The organism is Paenibacillus sp. TAB_01, assembly GCF_043945595.1.
Taxonomy (GTDB): domain Bacteria; phylum Bacillota; class Bacilli; order Paenibacillales; family NBRC-103111; genus Paenibacillus_S.
Genome location: NZ_JBIFNP010000001.1, coordinates 2,288,626 through 2,308,850 on the forward strand (window position 1 = coordinate 2,288,626; position 20,225 = coordinate 2,308,850).

At 40.0% G+C, this 20,225-nt stretch carries 28 protein-coding genes; all 28 read left to right on the forward strand.

What is annotated here, in order from left to right; translation table 11 throughout:
* Window positions 1-55: 55 nt before the first annotated feature.
* A complete protein-coding gene (locus ACHHV8_RS11080) occupies window positions 56-958 on the forward strand; it encodes a hypothetical protein (RefSeq protein WP_395158316.1) in 903 nt (300 codons plus the stop codon).
* On the forward strand, window positions 955-1,416 hold the full coding sequence (locus ACHHV8_RS11085; RefSeq protein ID WP_395158317.1) for a crossover junction endodeoxyribonuclease RuvC: 462 nt from the start codon (window positions 955-957) through the stop codon (window positions 1,414-1,416). Before ACHHV8_RS11080 ends, ACHHV8_RS11085 begins: the two co-directional genes overlap by 4 nt.
* On the forward strand, window positions 1,400-1,627 hold the full coding sequence (locus ACHHV8_RS11090) for a hypothetical protein (protein WP_395158318.1): 228 nt from the start codon (window positions 1,400-1,402) through the stop codon (window positions 1,625-1,627). Before ACHHV8_RS11085 ends, ACHHV8_RS11090 begins: the two co-directional genes overlap by 17 nt.
* Entirely contained in the window at window positions 1,627-1,992 is a 366-nt protein-coding gene (locus tag ACHHV8_RS11095) for a hypothetical protein (RefSeq protein ID WP_395158319.1), read from the forward strand. The genes ACHHV8_RS11090 and ACHHV8_RS11095 overlap by 1 nt, the downstream gene beginning before the upstream one ends.
* On the forward strand, window positions 1,989-2,111 hold the full coding sequence (locus ACHHV8_RS11100; protein ID WP_395158320.1) for a hypothetical protein: 123 nt from the start codon (window positions 1,989-1,991) through the stop codon (window positions 2,109-2,111). Before ACHHV8_RS11095 ends, ACHHV8_RS11100 begins: the two co-directional genes overlap by 4 nt.
* Before the next feature lie 72 nt (window positions 2,112-2,183).
* Window positions 2,184-2,525 carry a hypothetical protein gene (locus ACHHV8_RS11105; protein WP_395158321.1) on the forward strand — a complete coding sequence of 114 codons (342 nt, stop codon included), beginning with the start codon at window positions 2,184-2,186 and terminating at the stop codon, window positions 2,523-2,525.
* Window positions 2,526-2,529: 4 nt separating this feature from the next.
* A complete protein-coding gene (locus ACHHV8_RS11110; protein WP_395158322.1) occupies window positions 2,530-2,913 on the forward strand; it encodes a hypothetical protein in 384 nt (127 codons plus the stop codon).
* Window positions 2,903-3,502: a hypothetical protein gene (locus tag ACHHV8_RS11115; protein ID WP_395158323.1), complete on the forward strand. Its 600-nt coding sequence runs from the start codon at window positions 2,903-2,905 to the stop codon at window positions 3,500-3,502. Before ACHHV8_RS11110 ends, ACHHV8_RS11115 begins: the two co-directional genes overlap by 11 nt.
* A 2-nt stretch (window positions 3,503-3,504) precedes the next feature.
* Window positions 3,505-4,125 (forward strand): hypothetical protein, encoded by a 621-nt coding sequence (locus ACHHV8_RS11120; RefSeq protein ID WP_395158324.1) that lies wholly within the window; start codon window positions 3,505-3,507, stop codon window positions 4,123-4,125.
* A 732-nt stretch (window positions 4,126-4,857) separates the two neighbouring features.
* Window positions 4,858-5,151, forward strand: a complete 294-nt coding sequence (locus ACHHV8_RS11125) for an ImmA/IrrE family metallo-endopeptidase (RefSeq protein ID WP_395158325.1) — start codon at window positions 4,858-4,860, stop codon at window positions 5,149-5,151.
* Window positions 5,151-5,300 (forward strand): hypothetical protein, encoded by a 150-nt coding sequence (locus ACHHV8_RS11130; RefSeq protein ID WP_395158326.1) that lies wholly within the window; start codon window positions 5,151-5,153, stop codon window positions 5,298-5,300. Before ACHHV8_RS11125 ends, ACHHV8_RS11130 begins: the two co-directional genes overlap by 1 nt.
* A complete protein-coding gene (locus ACHHV8_RS11135; protein WP_395158327.1) occupies window positions 5,293-6,090 on the forward strand; it encodes a sigma-70 RNA polymerase sigma factor region 4 domain-containing protein in 798 nt (265 codons plus the stop codon). The genes ACHHV8_RS11130 and ACHHV8_RS11135 overlap by 8 nt, the downstream gene beginning before the upstream one ends.
* A 220-nt stretch (window positions 6,091-6,310) precedes the next feature.
* Complete coding sequence (locus ACHHV8_RS11140; protein ID WP_395158328.1) at window positions 6,311-6,634, forward strand: hypothetical protein; 324 nt, start codon at window positions 6,311-6,313, stop codon at window positions 6,632-6,634.
* 62 nt (window positions 6,635-6,696) lie between these two features.
* Window positions 6,697-7,422 (forward strand): HGGxSTG domain-containing protein, encoded by a 726-nt coding sequence (locus tag ACHHV8_RS11145; protein WP_395158329.1) that lies wholly within the window; start codon window positions 6,697-6,699, stop codon window positions 7,420-7,422.
* Complete coding sequence (locus tag ACHHV8_RS11150) at window positions 7,412-8,809, forward strand: terminase large subunit (protein ID WP_395158330.1); 1,398 nt, start codon at window positions 7,412-7,414, stop codon at window positions 8,807-8,809. Before ACHHV8_RS11145 ends, ACHHV8_RS11150 begins: the two co-directional genes overlap by 11 nt.
* 4 nt (window positions 8,810-8,813) lie before the next feature.
* A complete protein-coding gene (locus ACHHV8_RS11155) occupies window positions 8,814-10,199 on the forward strand; it encodes a hypothetical protein (RefSeq protein WP_395158331.1) in 1,386 nt (461 codons plus the stop codon).
* Window positions 10,200-10,362: 163 nt separating this feature from the next.
* Window positions 10,363-10,929: a hypothetical protein gene (locus ACHHV8_RS11160; RefSeq protein WP_395158332.1), complete on the forward strand. Its 567-nt coding sequence runs from the start codon at window positions 10,363-10,365 to the stop codon at window positions 10,927-10,929.
* A 20-nt stretch (window positions 10,930-10,949) separates the two neighbouring features.
* On the forward strand, window positions 10,950-11,927 hold the full coding sequence (locus ACHHV8_RS11165; protein WP_395158333.1) for a hypothetical protein: 978 nt from the start codon (window positions 10,950-10,952) through the stop codon (window positions 11,925-11,927).
* Window positions 11,928-11,978: 51 nt separating this feature from the next.
* On the forward strand, window positions 11,979-12,182 hold the full coding sequence (locus ACHHV8_RS11170; protein ID WP_395158334.1) for a hypothetical protein: 204 nt from the start codon (window positions 11,979-11,981) through the stop codon (window positions 12,180-12,182).
* Window positions 12,175-12,576 (forward strand): hypothetical protein, encoded by a 402-nt coding sequence (locus tag ACHHV8_RS11175; protein ID WP_395158335.1) that lies wholly within the window; start codon window positions 12,175-12,177, stop codon window positions 12,574-12,576. Before ACHHV8_RS11170 ends, ACHHV8_RS11175 begins: the two co-directional genes overlap by 8 nt.
* 4 nt (window positions 12,577-12,580) lie before the next feature.
* Entirely contained in the window at window positions 12,581-13,030 is a 450-nt protein-coding gene (locus ACHHV8_RS11180; RefSeq protein ID WP_395158336.1) for a hypothetical protein, read from the forward strand.
* Entirely contained in the window at window positions 13,020-13,547 is a 528-nt protein-coding gene (locus tag ACHHV8_RS11185; RefSeq protein ID WP_395158337.1) for a hypothetical protein, read from the forward strand. The genes ACHHV8_RS11180 and ACHHV8_RS11185 overlap by 11 nt, the downstream gene beginning before the upstream one ends.
* On the forward strand, window positions 13,544-13,990 hold the full coding sequence (locus ACHHV8_RS11190) for a hypothetical protein (RefSeq protein WP_395158338.1): 447 nt from the start codon (window positions 13,544-13,546) through the stop codon (window positions 13,988-13,990). Before ACHHV8_RS11185 ends, ACHHV8_RS11190 begins: the two co-directional genes overlap by 4 nt.
* A gap of 21 nt (window positions 13,991-14,011) precedes the next feature.
* Window positions 14,012-14,680 (forward strand): hypothetical protein, encoded by a 669-nt coding sequence (locus ACHHV8_RS11195; RefSeq protein WP_395158339.1) that lies wholly within the window; start codon window positions 14,012-14,014, stop codon window positions 14,678-14,680.
* Between the two features lie 166 nt (window positions 14,681-14,846).
* Window positions 14,847-16,145, forward strand: coding sequence for an IS110 family RNA-guided transposase (locus tag ACHHV8_RS11200; RefSeq protein ID WP_395158340.1), 1,299 nt, complete (start codon window positions 14,847-14,849; stop codon window positions 16,143-16,145).
* 416 nt (window positions 16,146-16,561) lie between these two features.
* Complete coding sequence (locus ACHHV8_RS11205; protein WP_395158341.1) at window positions 16,562-17,224, forward strand: hypothetical protein; 663 nt, start codon at window positions 16,562-16,564, stop codon at window positions 17,222-17,224.
* A 44-nt stretch (window positions 17,225-17,268) separates the two neighbouring features.
* Window positions 17,269-17,454 (forward strand): hypothetical protein, encoded by a 186-nt coding sequence (locus tag ACHHV8_RS11210; protein WP_395158342.1) that lies wholly within the window; start codon window positions 17,269-17,271, stop codon window positions 17,452-17,454.
* Window positions 17,455-17,477: 23 nt separating this feature from the next.
* A complete protein-coding gene (locus tag ACHHV8_RS11215) occupies window positions 17,478-20,219 on the forward strand; it encodes a hypothetical protein (protein ID WP_395158343.1) in 2,742 nt (913 codons plus the stop codon).
* Window positions 20,220-20,225: the final 6 nt, after the last annotated feature.

The window sequence follows — 20,225 nt, forward strand, 5'->3', positions numbered from 1 at the left end:
CCATGAGGCGGTCAGTGGCTGCTGGCCGCTTGTTTTAGCGAAGGAGGTGTCTATCATGGTTGCAGTAAAAAATCCACAGGAAAGGGGATTAGAACAAGCCTCATTTGGGTTTGAAAACGAGGCTTCACTTTGGTTTTATAATAATGCGAAAACACTCGGTATCGAATGGCGAAGCGGGAATGTGAAAGTAAATAATATCCGAGAGCATATGAAAGCGAAATACTCTAAGGATATTGCATACTGCTTTAAAATTGATGTCCTTACCGAATACAACGAAATAGACAGAGTGGAAAACGATCAAGTTGAAGGTACATGGTTCTATCTTTCCTTAAAGGAAATAAAAACGGATGTTCCCGAACGATATTGGAAGGACATATTTGAGTGGAATAAAGGCGAATTTTATCTTCCTGATTATATGGTAGTTGATATGAATGAAACAAAAGAAGCAAGAAATAAAAAAACTCAATATGTAGCCATTAAAGACAGCAAATACGGAGGTTATTACCTTTATTGTAGAAACGACATTCTATACTCCAAAGTTTCTTCTTATTTGCTTGAACCAGAAGGAGGGCAATTAAAGCCTGATCAAGAGTTTAAGAGACCTCACCCCGATATGGAAGAAAAGGAAGGCGATATAAAGAGGAAGTATATCGTCAAAAAGACGAGTTTACGGTTCGATACCTTCGGTGAAGTCGTCTTACACTTAAATGACCAGTATGTGGAACCGGCTACGGACTGGGAAGCGATGAACGAAGAAGCGGATTTACGAGTAGATCTAATAAAGCAAAACAATGGAAAAGTGTACATAGCAGCACCTTCCCCGTATAAGGTGAAAGACCCCAAACGAACAAAACCCATCGAACTCACGATAAAATCCATTCGTAAAGTCACCAAACCCGATCCCGCTCCTGTAAGAGCAGAAATCCCGCTTCCACCTTTTGAAGAGGTTTCACCATGATACTTGCTATCGATCCAAGTTTAGCAAGTACGGGTATTGCGGTTCTCAACAATAAGAAGGAGATCCAATACATAACTACCATTAAGACCAAATCAGATGAAAGTATCGGTAAGCGTATATCCCGCTTCTGCGAAGAGATAGAAAAAATCATTGATACATATAAGATTGATTTGGTTTTGACGGAGTTCAACTATTCAGGCGGTTCTAAGGAAGTGAATTGGGTTTTAGGCAACATATTTCGCATTACAGAGGAGCAGGACATAAGGATAGTCACATATGCACCCGCTACCGTTAAAAAGGTTTGTAGCGGCTCTGGGAGAGCGACAAAGGCTGATATGAAGAAAGCAATTATAAAAATATATGGGGATATGAAATCCAATGAGCATATTCGTGATGCTCTTGGTGTAGCACATTGCTACTTTGTGAAGGAGGAGATTAATCATGGAATTTGTAACTGACGGAGTGAAGCATGTAGTTGAAGAATGGCCTGCTGGTTTTGAGGTTACTTCAAGTTTCAATGGACGAGTGATTCATTCAACGGTATTGAGAAAAGACGTTGGAGGAGTAACTGCTGACGATAAAGTATTGCGAATCATTTTTGATATGGTGGACAACAACCACAGGGAACTAACCCGCTCCGAAGCGGGAGTAAAGGAGGAGATTAAATAATGAAATATTCAAAAAGAAGTTATGAAGTACAGGAAGCAAAAAGTGAATTAGGTCTTTATCTTTGCAAACTTGTCAGTGAGTTTGGTTTAGAACTAAATGAAGTAATCTACATTCTTCAAGACCTGCAAAGCAGGTATATTGGACGAACGTATTCTCCATTTGAGATTGAAATAGAAGATGATACTATTTTTCGCCATAGTTTTAGTAATCTCATGAAAGGTGGAAAGGTTGATAGGCCAAAAATTACTGAACCAATTCACTTTGATATAACACCTGAAGAAAGGGAACGGCTTGAAAAACAAATGAATGAAGCATTCAAAAAGTTGGCTGAACAGATGAAAAACAAAGGAGGAGACTTACGATGAAAAGTTTGCATAAACAGTGCCAAGAGGCATTAGATAAAATCGTTCGTGAAGACGCTAATAAGGAGAATTTGAAGCAGTTCGTAGCGGCCATTAATAAAATCAAAAACGAATATAAGTAAGTGCAGTTTGTGGGGCTGGACAAGCCCCTTTTTATGTTCCTGCAGGAGCGGGATCGGGAAGGAGTGAGTTGTGTGAGTAGTACATATGGAGTTATTAAGTTTAAGGACAACCAGATTTTATCATTCGTGTATTATGGGACTTCTGACATTGTAATACCCGGTTTACATACAGATGTTAAGGAGATATGGGACAAAAATAAAGAAAGTTGGGATAAGTTATTAGATTGCAATCACACTGGTGAAGAAGTTGAAGCCTATGCTGAATACTTGGGATGTTCATGGATAACAACAGCATGTAGAGAATGCGGAGTTATAAATGGTCTACTAATGACAGATGACTTTGAGGATGAACTTGTAAGAGGGAAGCCTGATTGGGTTAAGGAGTTCTGCATTAAGACTTGGGGAAAGGAGTGAGTTTATGGAACAAATGATTATTAGATTTTTATTCGTGCTTTTTTTTATCGTTATATTCGTTGTTTTATTTAAAGAAATCACGAACTGGATTGAAGAGAGACAAAGAAGAAAACGCTTAGAAAGATTTATGCAAACCGAACTATACCAACAAATGAAAGAAGATTTTATGAAGGTACATATAGAAATGGGCAAGGCCATTCTCCCTCCAATGGTTGAGTTAACCAAGGCTTTGGCCTTTGTAGCAGAAGAAATGAAAAATTTCATGACTGATGAAGAATACGAAAAATTTGATATTGATGCTCATTTAAGAGCAGATAAAGAAGGCGTTCATATTGTTGAATCCCGCTCCAATGAGCAAGAAAAGGAGGACGATCATAATGCAAGATAAAGTAACCTACCGCTTTCAGAGCGGTACTGTGGAGGTTGAGATAGTAAGACAAGGGGATTACCCAGTTGAGAAAATAAAAGAGGAAATAAAGGAAATTGAGCAGGTATTTGCGAACAGCCCCGCTCCTATTTCACAAGAACAATTCAAAGAAGAGTATGTGGCAAGTTGGGGTGTTTCTGAAAAAGAATATCGTCAATATGCAGAGGGAGATTGGAATATCAAAAATGAGAAACAAGCCCGCTCCGAAAGTCAAATTGTAGCAATTCTAAAAGAAGATAACAAGCGAATACCTACTCTTAATCACATGGACGATGTTCTGCATCAATGCTGTACTGCTGCAGAACTTTATGGAAAAGACATTCCCATAATGAGTTCTAAATACATACATGATTTCCACCGGAAAGCATTTAATATCCGAACCGAAGATAATTTGAAATATTACGATATGGAGCGAGAGTATAAGTGCCTGATTAGGGCTCTTGGTTTGGAAGACATGCCGTTTTTATCGAATAAGACATTTGAGGAATTTATTGTTTACTGTTACTACGATGCTATTGACGAGAATATTGACGAGTGGGATGAGGACTAATCATGAAGTTCTATCTTGTGTTTGAAGACCATTGTATGGATGATATGTCTGCTGCCCTTATAGGCATATTCTTGAATGAAGGAACCGCTAAAAAGTGCATGGAAATAAGAATGGAAGAAAATAAAGATGCTATTTATTGGGGTGAAGAACATTACCTAGATGTTATTACTCCTGAAATATATAAAGACCCAGATATGTACCATAAAGGATATAAAATACCAAGAGAATGTGAAGGCAAAATCTTAACTCAACAAGAACTTTCTAAGTTTGAATGGTCCCGCTCCAACGGTAAGAGACCGAAGAGCCTGACAGAACAGTTAATTGATAGAGGAATAAAGAAAGAGAACTTTGAAATAAAATACAAACAATCTGGATGGGGCTATCTATACGAGGAAGAATGGGTTGTAGGGATAGAATTAACCAATAATGGATTTTGTGACTGCTATGATATTTGGATATTTAACTTAAAGGACGACTCAAAGACCGAACTTCACAGCGGTAGTTGGGATCTCCAATATGAGAAAGATGCCATGGAGGAAGTCTTAGAAGTAATAATTGATAATTTTAAAGACTTGGAGCGGGAACAGTTAAGAAAAAGATTTCATTCAAGACAGGAGGATTAACTTCCTGTCTTTTTTGATATCCATATCAGTTGACCAGGATTGGTTAAATGCGCTAACATCTGTCTAAACTATTAAATGGAGGCGATGCTAGTGTTCAGATATAGAACAGACTATGTTTCATTCTTTGTTTTCTTGCTTTTTCATTATGTCTTTACCTTACCCATCGTAGCGGGATTGTTTTACTTTGCCTTTTGGTATATGGGTTGGATCGCGGCGGCCACACCTCTATTTGTCTTTGTTGTGGTATTGGTCATGATCGTGCTGGCTATGGAATCCTATTTTAATGTGAGAAACTTTGCACAGAAGCGGGATCTTGAAGATTTAGGATTTAGATAAATTTTATAGAAAAATAAAGGTTTTCCCTTGTTAAAATAGAATAGTATATATAATACCGAACAAATGTTTGGTGACATCCTTTTTACGGGCTATGCGGGCTTTAGTAAATTAAAAAGACGATAATAACAGAGAACAGACCATTTCAACCTACCCCCTTTCTATCACGGGTTGATCTGGTCTGTTTTTTCGTTTTTATTTGCAGGATTCCACGGTTCGATGAAAAAGGATGGTAATAAGCAGTTACGTGATCATACGTGATTGAAGATACATCAAGTCCATTGAGATTCCAGTTCTCGATGAATGAAAGGATGAAAAATGGCTTGATAAAAACACATGATGTGTTGATGCAGCAAACATGGTGTTTGCTTTAGTAATTTGTCAAAGGAGGACGATATTATGATTTTTAAAATTGGAGGTATGTACTATAAGGTACAGGAAGAAGAAAAAATTCAATACCGATACGAGGTTCTTGGACAGGTCGATTACCTGACAGGAGAAATCGTGGTAGATAACAAGTTAGACATAAATAGAAAGAACCAGACAATAGCCCATGAATTGCTTCATGGAATGCTATTTGAAGCGGGATATAAGGAACAAGACGAGGATTTAGTCCATCGTCTAGGTATCGTCTTTTATCAGTTCCTTAAAGACAATGACTTGTCTGTCTTTAAAGAGGAGGCTGATCTGTAATGAGTGATAGAAAGTTATTTTTCACCAGCAATTATGCAGATTACTTAAGAAAAGATGTTGCTGAACTATATAAGCAGCATGAGTTAATCCTTTGGAATTACATACAAAAGAAGAAGGGAAAGAAAAGCGATGTGAATTCGAATGCTTAACATCGTTAGTGCAGATTGGTATTACATTTATAAGATGGTATTAATAAAACTAAAAGAACGCGGCTACAGACTGGAGGACTGGATTGAAAGTCCGGAAGAACTGCAGAACGAGACTTATGTGAAGTTCAATTACCTTTTGAAGACTTATGATAGTTCCAAAAGTAATATAAATACTTGGTTATCTAAGACTTTGCCAAATAAAATTGTTGATACCTATGTTAAGAAGGACTCTCAGAAAAAGCCAATTGTAACGGTTCCCATAGATCAAGTTGAGAATGAATTAATGTACGAGTTTGAATACGAAGAAGAACTCAATTGCCCGTGGTTCAAACCTGATTTCGATAAGATGTTTTTCCTTACTGATAAACAAAGAAATTTATCAGATCTTTATTTTAACCAAGGAATGTCAGACATTCATATCTCCGAAATTCTTGGGCAGGAAACCTTTACTGTTCATAGGGATCTAAAACTTATCAGCAATAAAATCAGAGAGTATTTATCTAATAATGTCTATAACTTCATTTACCTGACGAACCAGGCTATAGAACTTTCGGACTTGGACTTTATTGAGAACAAGAGACAGAAGAAGATTCTGTTTATGCTGCTGAATGGACATAGAAAATCGCATGTCCGCAAAAAGTTAAAGATAACGATAGATGAATTAGAAAAAGAACTTGAAAACGCATTTGAATTGATTTCAGAACATTGGAGTTTTGAATTAGAAATTAACTCTGTCCTAATGGATAACGACAGAGATTTTATAAATAGGGTCGATTTTTGTATGGAGTAACAGTATGTTATATGTATTGTCCTCCAGACATACATAGGGTTGTGCAGAAGAGGATTACACCGTCCTGCTAAGACCGTGATGCAGGTTCGAACCCTGCCGTTCAGCAGAGGCTGAATGTCGGCTAATCGGTAAGCCACGTATTAAATCCTCTTCGCTTTTCTCCCGCCATATATCATGGTATGATTCTATTATCTTGTAAAAATTTGGGGGATGATAGAATATGATGAAGGTCACTGTCGAATGCACCAAATGTGGTAATAAAGTTGAATTAACCCCGGTTACGAATGGACAACATGCTTATTTAAACCGCAATCTTCGGGAAAATGATTTTCGTATCCACGAAGTTGTGATGCCGGTGGAGATTACAAGCAGCCCATACATGGATTTTACAGATAAATTAACCCAATCACGAACGAATGAAGAAACAAATGAAATTTTAGATGATGACATTCGTTACAATGTAGATTTAGAAAAGAAACTTGAAGAAGTGCGAATTGACTGCGGTAACTGCGGCGATTATATCGTACTTACAGAATTTGAATAATAACTTTCCAAGGCGGCCTGCTAATGTGGGTCGTCTTTTTACTTTGCAAGGAGGGGAGGGAAATGAGCCAAACTGAAAGAGGCACAAAAATTCATAACGATTGGAGTGAAGAACATGTTCAAAAGATCGAAGTATTAGAAAATGAAAAAGAAAGAGCAATATGCGGTGCTAAGAACCGCCGCGGCGAACCCTGTGCTAAAACACCGTTGGAAAACGGCCGCTGCAAACTCCATGGTGGCAAAAGCACCGGCCCGGCTGACCAGGTTGGGAATACCAATGCCATGAAGACGGGCATAACCGCTGCGAAGACGCAAGCAAAGATTTACGAAGAATGGTACGGGATGATACCACGTCAAGAACGAGACCCGCTTATAAGAACAAATAGACTTCTGATGATACAGAACTTTCTTTTAACGAAGTATGCTTACGAAATCAAAGATAATCCAACTTTGGAGGATTTGGAACGGTTAAACAACGCGGTTGATCAGTTAAGTCGTTCTGAATTGAGAATTGATACTGCCATGCAAAAGAGATTGAAAAAGAGCGGTCTCACAAAAGAACAACTAGATGCAATGTCTCCGCAGGAAAGAATGAACTTCATAAACAACAACCTTTTGGAAATCATGCTTGAAGATGATTATGAGTTTAAAGGTATGTTTCAGTTGGCTTCTATGTCTCTCAAAGCCGAAGGTGATTTAGCATTCAAGGCAGAGGAGAATAAGAATGAGGAGTATGACGATGAAGATATAGACGACTCCATTGAAGGGGTCGATGACGATGACTGTTAAACTCTTTGCAAAATATAAACCGCATGAGGAACAGAAGAAGTTTCATAAATCAACAGCCCGATTCAAAAATCTGTGCGCAGGTGTCCGTTCGGGGAAGACATATGGAGCCGCACGGGAGTTTATTAAGCAAATACGAAGGGATGTAAAAATAAAAAATAAAAAGAACTTCCTGTATTGGGCGGTTGCACCGGATTATGTCATCGGGCAAACCCAAATGGAAGAAGTGTTCAAGGTTCTGACTGAACCCTTTGGCATCCATTATGAAGAAATCAGAAAGTCTCCATTCGTTCGTTACTGGAATGAGAACAAGAAGACCTTGGGATTAGTTTTCAAGGTAAAGAAGAATGGAAAGACAATTAAGAAGTTCGTTCGTATTCGCTTCCGCTCCGCAGAACGTCCAGAATCGCTTGTAGCAGACACAGTAGACGGTACATGGGTTGATGAGGCTGCTCGTCTAAAACCCGCTGCATGGCCGAATATTCGTGCGAGGGGTGTTACTACACAGGGATGGGTGATATTCTCTACAACACCGTTCGGACGGAACTGGTATTACGATCAGGTTTACCTCTTGGGAGACAAAGGTTCAGAACAGTATAATCCCGAATTTGAGAACTTCGTGTTCTACACAGTGCATAATACTGCAGTTCCAGGCATTCAGGCCGAAGTTGAACTGGCTCGTAAGCAGATGCCAGAAAAATACTTCAAACGAGATTTCATGGCTTCCTTTGATACCTTTACGGGGCAGATATACGATAACTTTGACCGGAAGAAGCACCTTGTTCCAAGACAATATATAAACGAAATTATTCAATCAGGTAAAATCAAAACTTTCATAATGGGTAAGGACTGGGGAGATACGAACCCCGGTACTTCCGTAGTAATTGGAGTCGATGGAGACTTCAATTTTTTTGTCGTTGATTTGATTTATAAAACTCAAACGAATGTCGATTCAAGTGATCCCACAGAACAAACATGGGTGAAGATGGATAAGGAATTATTTAAGAGGTATCCCATTGAGTATGTTTATGCAGATCCCGAAGATGCTGCTTATATCCGTATATACAAAAAGAACCATTTCCCTATCACGAAGGTTGATAAGACAGTAAATGCTGGTATTCAGGCTGTTTCTACATTGTTACATGTAAATGAACGAACGGGGAAACCCAAACTGTTCATTTGTGAAGACCTGAGAGAATTGATAAACGAAATGCAATCTTACCAGTGGGCAGAGAACCGCAGCGGCGATTTAAAGGAAGAGCCGGTAAAGAAGAACGACCATGCAATGGATGCTCTCCGCTATGCACTGTACAACTATTGTCTGAAATTTATGGATAGACCTCAATATACGGCTTATGACCGTGAAGAACTTGATATGGAAGGGTGGTGATTAAATGAGGAAGATTAAACCTGTAAAAACAAGGGAACAGCGATTGTATGAATGGGATAAATGGATGGATATCTATAATGGCGAAGTTCATGATTATTGGATTCCCGAAAGCAACAAAAAAGAGAAAAAAGAATATATCGTTGTAAACTATGCTCAAAAGGTTCCGCAGCATATAGCAAGGATATTAACCAATAAAAAACCTAAGATTACGGTTCAAGATCCCGATATTCAAAAATTTATTGATAAAGTGGTGTTCAACAATCATTTAATCGAAAATCTACCCGGCGCTATTATTGCAACCATGGTTCTTGGGGATTATCTTGTAAGAACAACATACAGAAGAATAAATGAAAATTCCCCCAAACCCCAAGTCTGCATAGATTTCGTTCATCCAGAATGGTATGTCCCTAAAATGGACTCATGGGATAAATCGAAAGTAAAGACTAATGAACTTATTTTTGAGAATGAAGAAGAGGGTGTTCAGTATAAAAGAATTGAAAAAGACTCGTACAACTTATTCTCTGAAGAGTTCTATGTAAAGACAGATAAAGATGCTGATTTTGTCTTAGTAAATGGTCAGAAAATCGAACATGACGGTGGGTTGCTTATTCAGCATCTGGCCATCGATGCTTTACCTAATGAATTTTGGGGAAGAAGTATTTATAAAACAACGGAATCCTTATTCAGAAGTTTAAATGAGTTTATTACCCAAGTCGCAGATGTAATAAGAAAACATGGAAAACCTAAAATGGCCGTTCCACCTTCCACTTTTAGAGAACTTGTTAAGAGATCTCCGGTGTATGAAGATGCACAAGGAAATAGGTATGTCATGGTGAAAAACCGTGAAGTTTATTGTGTTGAAGAAGGGGAAAAGAACCCTGAATACATCGTTTGGGATGCGAAATTAGATTCAACTTTTGAGTTAATTAAACTTCTTCAAATTGCGATTTCGGTTATAAACGATATTCCCGCCGATGTTCTCCGAAATACAGATACTTCTATCCCCGCCTCCGGTGTGGCCATGGATATTATGCACTTAACAAGCAAGTACCGTGCTGCTGAAATTGCGAAGATATTCAAGAAGTCGCTTGAAACCGCGTTGTATCAAGCACAACTTTTAGAAATAGACAAAGGAACAGAATTAACAGGTAAAAAGGCTGAATGGGTAAATGTTGAATTTGAGTTGGATATTCCAGTGAATAACGATGAACATGTTAAGAATGAAATATATAAATATGAAAAAGGTGTTCAGAGCAGGAAGAGAACGGTTATTCGTGTGAATGATCTAAATGCAAATGAACTTGAAGAAGAACTCGAATTGATCAAACAAGATAAAGCGGCTCCCAAACCTTCAGAAACGTCCCACAATCAATTAGAACAGACTGGTTAAGGGGTTTGTTCGTCTAAGAATAAAATAATAGCCCAGAAGGGATTTAGAAGGCTCATTTGAGAGCCTTTTTTTGTTGTCTTGACGTAACTTCGGCGTCGTTAAATAAGCGAAGGTTACAGTGGCACTCACCACTTAAATCATGAGGTGAAGGAGGAATGATTTTATGAAATTGAAAGAATTACTTGAAAAGGCTTTGGCAGCGGGATTGATTACTCAAGAGCAAGTGAATGCTTGCCAAGATGATGTAAATCGTATCGTATCTGAACGTGTAAATGATACAGCAAATAAATATAAACCACTTACAGAAGAAAACGAAAACTTGAAGAAGCAGGTTGCTGAACTTGAACCGTTCAAGGCAGAAAATGAAACTCTTAAACAGCAAGTTTCAGAACTCGAACCTATTAAAGCGGAAAGAGAAACTTTGCTTAGTGAAAATAATGATTTAAAAACAAAGGTTCAAACACGTGTATACGAAGATACGGTTAATTCCGTTCTCAAAGAAGTCTTTAAAGGTAAAGATTTCCCCGACATTTACCGTGAAAAAATCGTTAAATCAGACGATTTAGAAGCAGTAAAGCAATCTGTTATCGATGCTGTAAATCTTTACAAAACTAATCACCCTACCGAGTTTGGTGGCGGTGCAAATCCGGGTCAAGTGAAACCGGATTTCAGCAAGGAATCTATTTCTTCCTTGCTTAGTGAAGGTATTAAAGAAACCTTCATGTCATAAGAAGAGGAGGCTGAAAAATTATGGCATTTTACACATACTCAGAAGCAGTAAATAAATCTAAAACTAAATTAGAAGCAGGTATTTATCGTACATATGCTTTGAAAAATCCATTGTCTAAAATTTTACCTATCTTGCCTGTAAACGATCTTGTTTATAGTTTTTTAACAAGTAATGGCCTTGGTAATGATATGGCAAACCGTGAATTCGAAGGCGCATTCAACGAAGGAACAGGTACAAAAACCGAATTAAGAACTATTCCTCTTGGTGTTTATCAACAAACTCGTAAAATCGAACGTTTGTTCCAAGAGTATAAAGGGGATTTGTCTGAAAACGGCTCCCTTTTGGATGACGAAATGATCGATATTTTGACTGTTCTTACTTACAAGTCCATGTATGACTTTATCAACGCTGATATTGCAAATGGTAAGAAATTTGATGGTCTTACTAAAATTGCTGTTACGAAAGGTCACAATTTCTCTATTGGGGATGGTGCAGTAGCGGCTAGACTAGATAAGGACAATATCTTCGATGAACTTTCTCGTCTTCAAGATGCAATCCTCGGTGAAGACAGTGATAAAGTGTTCATGGTAGATAAAGCGATTTTCACAAATATCCAAAAAAATCTAAGACTTTCTGGATTGGAATTTGTAGTAGCATCAGACGACTTTGGCCGTCCATATGCTTCTTTCCGTGGAAGTTTGATTATCCCTTTCGGTTCTTATGTAGTAGATCCTCAAGGCGGTGCTGGTCCAGAGAAAATCGACCTTATCCCTACGGCTACATACGGTGGAACTGCTAATACTCACAAAATCATCTGTGCAACTTTTGGTCAGAAGAACATTCATGCTCTTCGTGGTTCAAAAGGCACGAAAGTGCGTGCAGACTTGGAAGCAACTCGTCCTAACACTCACCCAATGGTAGATGTGGAGGACACTTTTGCAGTGGTTGATAAAACAAACGGTAACTCCGTTGCAGTTCTTGAAGGTATCATTCTTTAATCTAGGGCAGGGGTAATTCCTGCTCTTTCTTTTTGGAAAGGGGGAAGGAAAATGAAATTCAAAATTATTGTAAGAAATCAGCGATACAATCAGTGCTTGTTAGGCATTCAGTTCACTAACGGAGTCGGCTATACAGACGATGACAAGAAAGCACAATACCTTCAAGAAACCCTTTGCTATACGGTTGAGCAGAATGAGACACCTGAACCCCTTCCTGAAAAGAAGAAAAAGGTAAGAGGTGGTTCTCATGTTTAATGCAGTTACTATTGCTTTTGCGGATACATTCCTTTCCGCTCTTCCAGAGGGAAGTAAGTGGCTAGGTGTAAGTGATGAGGACAAAGAAAAATACATTCGTGCTGCTGTAATGGATTTCGCAGATGTTTTATTTTACGATGATTACTTTGTAGAAGGTGTTGCTGTTCCTGAAAAAATCAAATGGGCTATATGCTACCAGGCATTATATATTCTGCTTGATCCTAATCGGATTGAGAATGAAATAAGGAAGAAGAACGGTCTGAAGAGCGAAGAACTCAAACTCGATAAGATCACGGATAAAACCACTTATGGAGGCGCAGACAAGCGTTCTCTCTACCCGAAAGCATATAATCTTACAAAAGACTTCATGATATTGTCTGCTGATTGGTGGTGATTGTATGGGTCTTCAAAGCCTTGTCATAAAAACAAATAAAGAAATAAATAAGTTTGGAAATGACACCATGCTTATCAGCCAGAACAAAACCAAATGTGCTGGAGCCTGGAATATGGATGCTTACGATAAACTGCAAGATGCTACTTATCATAAACAAAATCCCGCTGCTCCTGTCTGTTCTATGGGTCATATTGTTGCAGAGAGTACAGCAACGGAGAAAGCCATTATGGACTTTGTAACCGTTGTTTCGGATAAAGTCCTGTACGCCTTCGGGAATGTAGAGGTCGGAGATATTATTGCTACCTACAAGGAACAGGTGAACATTCGTAATTACGAAATAGTTCAGTTCCAAGGAAAGAGATACAAAATTGAAGCAATAAAGGAAGATATCTTTGGCAATATCCGGGTACGGTGGCTCGTTCACCTGAAACGGGGTGATGCTTATGGCAAGTAAATTTACCATCACGCAAAAGCCCAAAATCTTTGAGACTATGAGGAAAAATGCTCCAGCAGCAAAAGAAGAGTTCCTAAAGCGATTAGCAAAAGAAGTAGAGCAGGAGTTATTTAAGCGAACACCAAAGGACACCGGCCGTTCGGCCAGAGCCATTATCCACATTATTGAGGATAACGGCTTTTTTGTTGGTTGGACAGATGAAGAGTTCATTACACATTTGGCTACTCTGAATTATGGTTCTACAAACAACCCTGACGGTTGGCTTATCTCCGCAAAGGGTGCTAATGCTGGCGGCTCGGACTGGCTGATATTCCCGGAGAAAGAAGGATACGGTCCATACAACCTCCCGCAGATAACCATTGACGGTAGGAAGTTCTATATAGCCAAGAAGGTTCATCATCCGTATCAGAAGGGGCTCAAATTCATTGAAGGTACGGTTGAGGAGATCCGCAGCCTAATTCATCGGTTAGCAAAGCAAAGTTATTTCAGGACCTTAAAGGGAGGTGGTCGCAAATGATTGATAAAAACAGAATGATAAACAATTCTCTTTCTCTGCTTCATTCGTTCCTAGACGGCCATTTTGCCACAATAGAAGGCTTTGAAACGGTGAAGGTAAAGAAGTCTTATCTTGGGTTTGAAGACCTTCCTCTGAACGACAAGGTGGTTCTCTGCTTGAGTTCTAATGCTGATCCCATTAAGGAAGAAAGCAGAAAGTTGGGAGCAAAAGATTTAGATAAGATTGAATTTATGCTTCGGATTGATTTAGACCTTTTCGGTCATTTTGAGAACGATTTGTTTCTAGAAGATGTTTATAACGAACTTATTAACGTCTTAACTCTTCAAAACGGCGAATTGTATCGTCAGGGGCTACGTCCGTATGCAATCAGGTACAGGAACAAGTCAAGACCTGACAAAGATAAAACCGTGAATATCACGGCTGTATTATTAGCCTATGTCTAGGCTTAGGAAGGAGGAAAAATAATGATTAATAATCAATCAATTTATATGAATGGTAAACCCATTACTCATATGGTTCCAGATTTCGGGATGACACCAAATTCAAGCGAAGATGTTCGCAAGAAAATGGGATCGCTTGTTCCTAAAAATGCGCGTGCAATTACAGAGTCGGTGAACGGTGATATTGTTATAGATGAAACAGATATCCGTGAATTTGACGTAATCAGAGGAAAATTAACTGCTGACGGGAAACGTGTTAAGTATGCACCTGAGTCAGATATTAAGGTTGTGAACACGGACGAGACAGGAGCAATTGTCTATACGGAAGTAATTCCTGTTGCTGTAATTAAGGATACCGGAGTTCCTAAGAAAGAGAACTCAGCACAATACCAACAATACGAATTCGGCTTCACTGGTTGGGGCTATGAGCGTATTTACAGTAATTACGTGGCAACGGAAGAGGTTGCTACAATTACAGGTGGAAAAATCACTCTCAAGTATCAGTTAAACGATAAATCAGATGTAATGCTTCTTCGTATCGGAGAGAAAATTTTATCTGAAGACTTGTACACTGTCACAGTAGGAGCAACCGGTGGGAAATCAGAAATTCAAGTTTCATCTTTGGTCTCTACAACAGGCCAAAAAGCAAAAGTCGTTTATGTTTCAACATTAAAAGCAGTGCCAACAGAGTAACTTTTAACGGAGAGCAGACATACTGTTCTCCGTTTTTCTATTTTAAAGGAGCCATTCCTGTAATGAAGTAATTTGAGCTTTGAACGAAAAAAGCGCCTCTTGTATACTGGGAATCGTTGTTCTCGACCAAAAGAACAAAACCCACATACGAAAAGAGGCACCTACTATGAAGCATAAGCTAAAACAGAAACAGAATCAACGGATTACACGAATTACCGATTCGACGCTGGTTGTCGGTGCGGACATTGCCAAGAAGATTCATGTAGCGCGTGCAGTAGATTTTCGTGGAATTGAACTGGGCAAGGATTGCGTGTTCCACAACGATCAGGGAGGGTTGACAAAACTGGCGACGTGGATGAAGGAGCTCGGACAAACACATGGCAAGACTGATATTGTGTTTGGAATTGAGCCAACCGGACACTATTGGTTCCCGCTCGCAGCATTTCTGCAGGAACAAGGCATTCAGGTCGTTGTCGTCAATCCGCATCATGTCAGCAAGACGAAAGAACTTGAGGACAACTCGCAGACGAAAAGCGACTATAAAGATGCCAAAGTCATTGCGGATCTCATTCGGAACGGGAAGTACTCGGAGCCGAAATTGCCTACAAAAGAATACGCAGATTTACGAATCCTGATGAACCTGCGGGAGAAGGTGTCGGCCAGCTTGACGCAAGTGAAAGGTCGCATCGGCAACTGGTTTGACAGGTTTTTTCCGGAGTACATCGGTGTCTTTAAGGATTGGGACGGCAAAGCTTCGCTCATGACGATGAGGGCATTTCCGTTGCCGGCAGACATCGTCGCCAAGGGGGCCAGAGACGTCCTGGCTCACTGGAAGACGGACGTGAAGCGTGGCGTGGGGATCAAGCGTGCAGAAAAGCTATACGCTGTCGCTGTTGCGTCTATCGGACTGGTAGAAGGCGCCGTCGCGGCTCGAATGGAACTTCATACGCTGCTCGGGCAGTTCGACCTGTTTAACGATCAACTGGAATCCATTATGGGGCAAGTCATGCGGATCCTGGAGAACATTCCTGGAGTAATACAAATGCTGACCGTACCGGGAGTTGGAGCGATTACCGTGGCTGGATTTCTAGCTGAGGTTGGGGATCTAAACAACTACGATCACGGTCAACAAATTATTCGACTCGCCGGGCTAAACCTCAAAGAGAACAGCTCGGGTAAACGCAAGGGCAAGACGGGAATTAGCAAGCGAGGACGATCACGCCTGCGAGCGCTCTTGTACCGCGCGGTGATGCCAATGGTGGCTAAGAATGAGGCTTTTAAGTCGCTTCACAAGCACTATACAACGCGAAGCCAAAATCCACTCAAGAAAAAGCAGTCCCTCATCGCCTTGTGTGGCAAACTCATTCGAGTTCTGCACACGCTGGGGACAAAGCAAAGAGAGTACAACGCAATTGACGTTATGGGTCCCGTTAGGAGCTACCAGATACAGCAAGAGGCTGCTTAGAGCAAGAAAGCAAATACCTGGAATCTCGCATTATTCACAAGTGAACAACTATGACAACGGAAGCACCGGAGAAGCCGACGAACAATATTCCATAAGGGCAACGACCCCGTAAAGGAGCAAGAATCGGCATCCACCCCTTGAGAGGTAGAACGAAGGAATGTGAGGGCATAGACCCAGCGTGACATGGGAGGGTAAACCTCGAGGGTGAATGTGGATATCCAACTGTGCGATCATACCGAATAATCCACAGTTTTGGAATCTGATATCCTAAGCTCTATTCCCGCCTACGCTCTGACTTCAATCAGTTGCACAGGCCGCATTCTCCACTATTATCGCTCAAGCTGTCAAAGTTGAAATATTGAGAATTCGTGAGAAACCAGGAGAAAACATTACTTTATAGTAGGAGGTATGTCATTATGACTGAAAATATTGAAGTTCAAAATAACGTTGAAGAAAAAGAGGCTAAATCCAAGTTTGAACGTGTATTCGTTGAGGGTGGAAGCCAATTTAAATATAAAGATAAATGGTATCTAATCAAACTGCCTAATCGTGAAACTGAAAGCGCAGTGAATAGATACAGAAATGCACGTGTCCGCTATTGGTTGGATCAAGGCCAGCCATCGTATTCCGAGATTGAATTATACATTGAAAAGAACAAAGCAAAGTTCCCACCACAGTACTACATTCAAACTAAAAAAGTAGAAAAGGATGAAAACGGTAAGGAGCAAACTAGATACGATTTAGATAAAGTTTCCTTAGAAGAAGTTGCGGTTATCGAAAAAATGAACAAGCAGAAAGCCAAAATAAAAGACATTCTTAAAACCTTGAAATATAACCCTGACAAACAAGAATTGATTGCTTATCCAAGTAAATCTGAGCAACTGCAATATCAAGACACCGCAGAAGTATTGGCCGGTGTCGATGAAAATGCGTTCTTGCTTTCTAAGATTGTGCTTCTTGCTAACACCGAAGAGCCTGTTTGGGCAACCGCAGATGAAGCACAAGACGATGAAGAATTGTTAGAAGTTGCGCTTGAAGAATACAATGCGTTGCAGAAAGAAACGGATAAAAAAAAGTAAGAGAGTTGATAGAGAAACTTCCCTTTCTGAAGAACTATCAACGAATGGCAGAGGATGAGCATAGCAATATCTTTCGACACCGTTATGGTATTGAGGTTCTTAATGATCTACAAGAAGTCTTCCTCATGTATTTAAAAGAAGCCATACATGAAGATGACATGGAGTATCAAAAGGAACAGGAAGAAAAAGAAAATAAAAATCAACACCAAATTAGTTATTCCTTTAGGTAGTAGGGAGAAAGGAGGTGCATTTTATGTCTAATACTCAAGAGCGATTAGGTATGCGTGCTGAATTGGATGATAAACCGTTCCTACAAGCCCTTGCCCGAATTGAAAAGCAGTTAAACAAACTTAATCAAATGACTAACAAGATGGGAACTGGTTTAGATAAGTCCCTTCAAAAACCATTAAATTCAATGAAGAAAATGGAAGCGGCGATCTCTAAATTGGAAAAAGGCATATCAAAAGTGGCTACAATTAATCAGAAATTGGGGAACTCATTCAATACAATGAACACCCACATGAATAGAAATGTAAGCATTGCACAACAACAAACATCAAACTACACCCGCCAAGCACAGGCAATTTCCCGCTTGAATACACAGTTGACTACTTACACCCGAAATTCCCAAACAGTGGCTAGGACGGCTCAACAAACCGCCCAGGCAACGGCCTCTGCAACAGCCAGTGCTTCAACTAATGCAAATGATCTTATCACGTCAGGCAACGCTCTTAATAGTGTTGGTAATCAGATGATTGCTGCTGGTGGTGCGACTATTTATGGGGCAAAAAGTCTTAGTGATAAATACGAAGAATTCGCAAAGAACCAACTTCGTATTTACGTTCTTGAAGATGACATGGATTCCAAGGGATATAGAGACATGCAGGATAAAGCCCTTAGTACCGCTAAGAAGTACGGTGTAAATGCAAGTAGTTTCTCACGTGGGATGTATGATGCAATTTCAGTTATGGACTCGTATAAGAATTTTGAGCCTGATATGGATTTGTTGGGTAAAGGAAGCATGGGATTCTTAGTTGATCCAACTGTTATGTCCAGCACGATGAGCACGGGCTTTGTTAACTTTAACCTTGATAATAAAGACAAAATGTCAGATTTCATGGATTCCATGTATGCGATGGTAAAGACATCAAAAGCCGAAATGAGTGAATTGGCTCCTTATATAAGTGAAATTGCACCTTGGTTTAGTAATGGAGATCCTGATTCAGAACGAGCATACAAGGAAATGTTCACGTTATACGGAGCGGTATCCAAGACCCACCGTCCTGCAAAGGCGGCTACAATGACTCAACGGTTCATGGTCGATTATTTGGATTTGAATAAAAATATGGAGTTAAACGAAGCAATTCACTACTTGAACCAACAACCTCAGTTCCAAGACAAGCAATTTGATTACTTAGATACAGGGTATATGAAGCGAAACGGTGCCATTCAAACCTCCCTTAAAGCGGCTGAAGTTTATGAAGCATTAAAGAGCATGGAAGGTGACGCAGAAGCGACCGAGCATGTTCAAAGCGGTTCTTTTTTTGGACAAGTAAATACAAAAAAATATCTTGAAACGTTGATAAACAACAATGGACGTGCGTTGAACGAGTCCATCAAGAATATGAATAATCGGGATGGTATGGTGGACGAAGCCTATGACAAAATAATGAAAACAGACGAAGGGAAATATATGGCTGCAAAAGAGCGACTAGATGCCGAACTTGTAGAATTGGGACGCAATATTACTCCAGTTCTTGCTGATTTAGTTGAAGTCTTGAATGGTGTATTGAAAGCAGTAAATGCATTGCCCGACTGGTTGCAAAAACTTATAGCGGCTATAGTTGTTTGGGGTGGTGCTGTTTCTATACTAGGTGGTGCTGGTATGAAGGTTTGGGGGATGACCCGGAAAGTTAAAGGTGGTATACAGTTGTTAAAGGGTGGTAGCACGATTGCCGCTGCGGGATCAACTGCTGCTTCAACAGCAACGGCCGCAGCCGGTTCATCAGGTCTCTGGGGAACTCTTGCCGCCACTGGTGTAGGGTCATTCTTCGGGAACATGAGAAACAGAATAAGCGGTCATGAAAGCACCCGTTTGAGTGCAGATTTTGAACGACTTAGCAATAGATTGGGTAGTACAACGACCCGCATGGGAAGGTTCTCTCAGAACCTTAGTGCTATTCTTGGAAGGTTTCCGGTTCTCGATGGGGCATTAGGCAGACTCACTCAAAATTTCAAAACCCTAAGTCTTACGTCGAAACTGGTTGGTGGAGCGACAGCCGTTGGTGCTGGTGTGGCTTCTTATGGCCTTACAACAGCAGCACTAAATGCTAATGATGGATATTTAGGGAATAAAGTTAATGATTATTTCACAAGTGTTTCTGACAGCAAGTGGAGTGCTAAACATTTGCTCCCGTGGAATGCGGCTATTAAGGGTTTAGACTCTACATTAGAAATGATTGGTTTAGGTGGCTTCGGCACAAACTGGAATAGAAAAGATATCGGTGCTGAATTAAATCAAGAAAAACTGAATGAGTTAAAGAAAAAAGGGTACGAGGTTGACGAAGAAACTGGACAACTCTACAAAATGGAAGATGACTCGGACTGGTCAGAAACACCGAATGACAACACTCTTTCTCCTTATTATGGTTCAGACATTTTTGATGACGAAAAGGAAAAGAAAAAAGAATCGAGTGGCTTCCAATGGCATTATGGAACTCCGGATCGTGTAGATTTCGTTGAAATGCCCACATTAAGAAAAATGATGGATATAACGGGTGGTCAATCCGCAAAACAAGCAGCGACTGCTTCTGCTGAACGAAGCAAGCAGAATATTACCAACAATCTCGGTGGTATTACTTTTGTTGTTCCTAAAACGGACGATCCAAAAGAAATAATGAAGTTGATTGAGTCAACGATGACAAAAGTACTTACGGATTTAAGCAAGAACACTGGACGCGGAGGGGCGACTCTTAACTCCAGTTCAAGAATTTAATTGGAG

Excerpts from the sequence above, each read along its gene's own strand:
- ACHHV8_RS11080 (WP_395158316.1), top strand. The coding sequence starts at position 56 with ATGGTTGCAGTAAAAAATCCACAGGAAAGGGGATTAGAACAAGCCTCA.
- ACHHV8_RS11085 (WP_395158317.1), top strand. The coding sequence starts at position 955 with ATGATACTTGCTATCGATCCAAGTTTAGCAAGTACGGGTATTGCGGTT.
- ACHHV8_RS11090 (WP_395158318.1), top strand. The coding sequence starts at position 1,400 with ATGGAATTTGTAACTGACGGAGTGAAGCATGTAGTTGAAGAATGGCCT.
- ACHHV8_RS11095 (WP_395158319.1), top strand. The coding sequence starts at position 1,627 with ATGAAATATTCAAAAAGAAGTTATGAAGTACAGGAAGCAAAAAGTGAA.
- ACHHV8_RS11100 (WP_395158320.1), top strand. The coding sequence starts at position 1,989 with ATGAAAAGTTTGCATAAACAGTGCCAAGAGGCATTAGATAAAATCGTT.
- ACHHV8_RS11110 (WP_395158322.1), top strand. The coding sequence starts at position 2,530 with ATGGAACAAATGATTATTAGATTTTTATTCGTGCTTTTTTTTATCGTT.
- ACHHV8_RS11115 (WP_395158323.1), top strand. The coding sequence starts at position 2,903 with ATGCAAGATAAAGTAACCTACCGCTTTCAGAGCGGTACTGTGGAGGTT.
- ACHHV8_RS11120 (WP_395158324.1), top strand. The coding sequence starts at position 3,505 with ATGAAGTTCTATCTTGTGTTTGAAGACCATTGTATGGATGATATGTCT.
- ACHHV8_RS11125 (WP_395158325.1), top strand. The coding sequence starts at position 4,858 with ATGATTTTTAAAATTGGAGGTATGTACTATAAGGTACAGGAAGAAGAA.
- ACHHV8_RS11130 (WP_395158326.1), top strand. The coding sequence starts at position 5,151 with ATGAGTGATAGAAAGTTATTTTTCACCAGCAATTATGCAGATTACTTA.
- ACHHV8_RS11135 (WP_395158327.1), top strand. The coding sequence starts at position 5,293 with ATGCTTAACATCGTTAGTGCAGATTGGTATTACATTTATAAGATGGTA.
- ACHHV8_RS11140 (WP_395158328.1), top strand. The coding sequence starts at position 6,311 with ATGATGAAGGTCACTGTCGAATGCACCAAATGTGGTAATAAAGTTGAA.
- ACHHV8_RS11145 (WP_395158329.1), top strand. The coding sequence starts at position 6,697 with ATGAGCCAAACTGAAAGAGGCACAAAAATTCATAACGATTGGAGTGAA.
- ACHHV8_RS11150 (WP_395158330.1), top strand. The coding sequence starts at position 7,412 with ATGACTGTTAAACTCTTTGCAAAATATAAACCGCATGAGGAACAGAAG.
- ACHHV8_RS11155 (WP_395158331.1), top strand. The coding sequence starts at position 8,814 with ATGAGGAAGATTAAACCTGTAAAAACAAGGGAACAGCGATTGTATGAA.
- ACHHV8_RS11160 (WP_395158332.1), top strand. The coding sequence starts at position 10,363 with ATGAAATTGAAAGAATTACTTGAAAAGGCTTTGGCAGCGGGATTGATT.
- ACHHV8_RS11165 (WP_395158333.1), top strand. The coding sequence starts at position 10,950 with ATGGCATTTTACACATACTCAGAAGCAGTAAATAAATCTAAAACTAAA.
- ACHHV8_RS11170 (WP_395158334.1), top strand. The coding sequence starts at position 11,979 with ATGAAATTCAAAATTATTGTAAGAAATCAGCGATACAATCAGTGCTTG.
- ACHHV8_RS11175 (WP_395158335.1), top strand. The coding sequence starts at position 12,175 with ATGTTTAATGCAGTTACTATTGCTTTTGCGGATACATTCCTTTCCGCT.
- ACHHV8_RS11180 (WP_395158336.1), top strand. The coding sequence starts at position 12,581 with ATGGGTCTTCAAAGCCTTGTCATAAAAACAAATAAAGAAATAAATAAG.
- ACHHV8_RS11185 (WP_395158337.1), top strand. The coding sequence starts at position 13,020 with ATGGCAAGTAAATTTACCATCACGCAAAAGCCCAAAATCTTTGAGACT.
- ACHHV8_RS11190 (WP_395158338.1), top strand. The coding sequence starts at position 13,544 with ATGATTGATAAAAACAGAATGATAAACAATTCTCTTTCTCTGCTTCAT.
- ACHHV8_RS11195 (WP_395158339.1), top strand. The coding sequence starts at position 14,012 with ATGATTAATAATCAATCAATTTATATGAATGGTAAACCCATTACTCAT.
- ACHHV8_RS11200 (WP_395158340.1), top strand. The coding sequence starts at position 14,847 with ATGAAGCATAAGCTAAAACAGAAACAGAATCAACGGATTACACGAATT.
- ACHHV8_RS11205 (WP_395158341.1), top strand. The coding sequence starts at position 16,562 with ATGACTGAAAATATTGAAGTTCAAAATAACGTTGAAGAAAAAGAGGCT.
- ACHHV8_RS11210 (WP_395158342.1), top strand. The coding sequence starts at position 17,269 with ATGGCAGAGGATGAGCATAGCAATATCTTTCGACACCGTTATGGTATT.
- ACHHV8_RS11215 (WP_395158343.1), top strand. The coding sequence starts at position 17,478 with ATGTCTAATACTCAAGAGCGATTAGGTATGCGTGCTGAATTGGATGAT.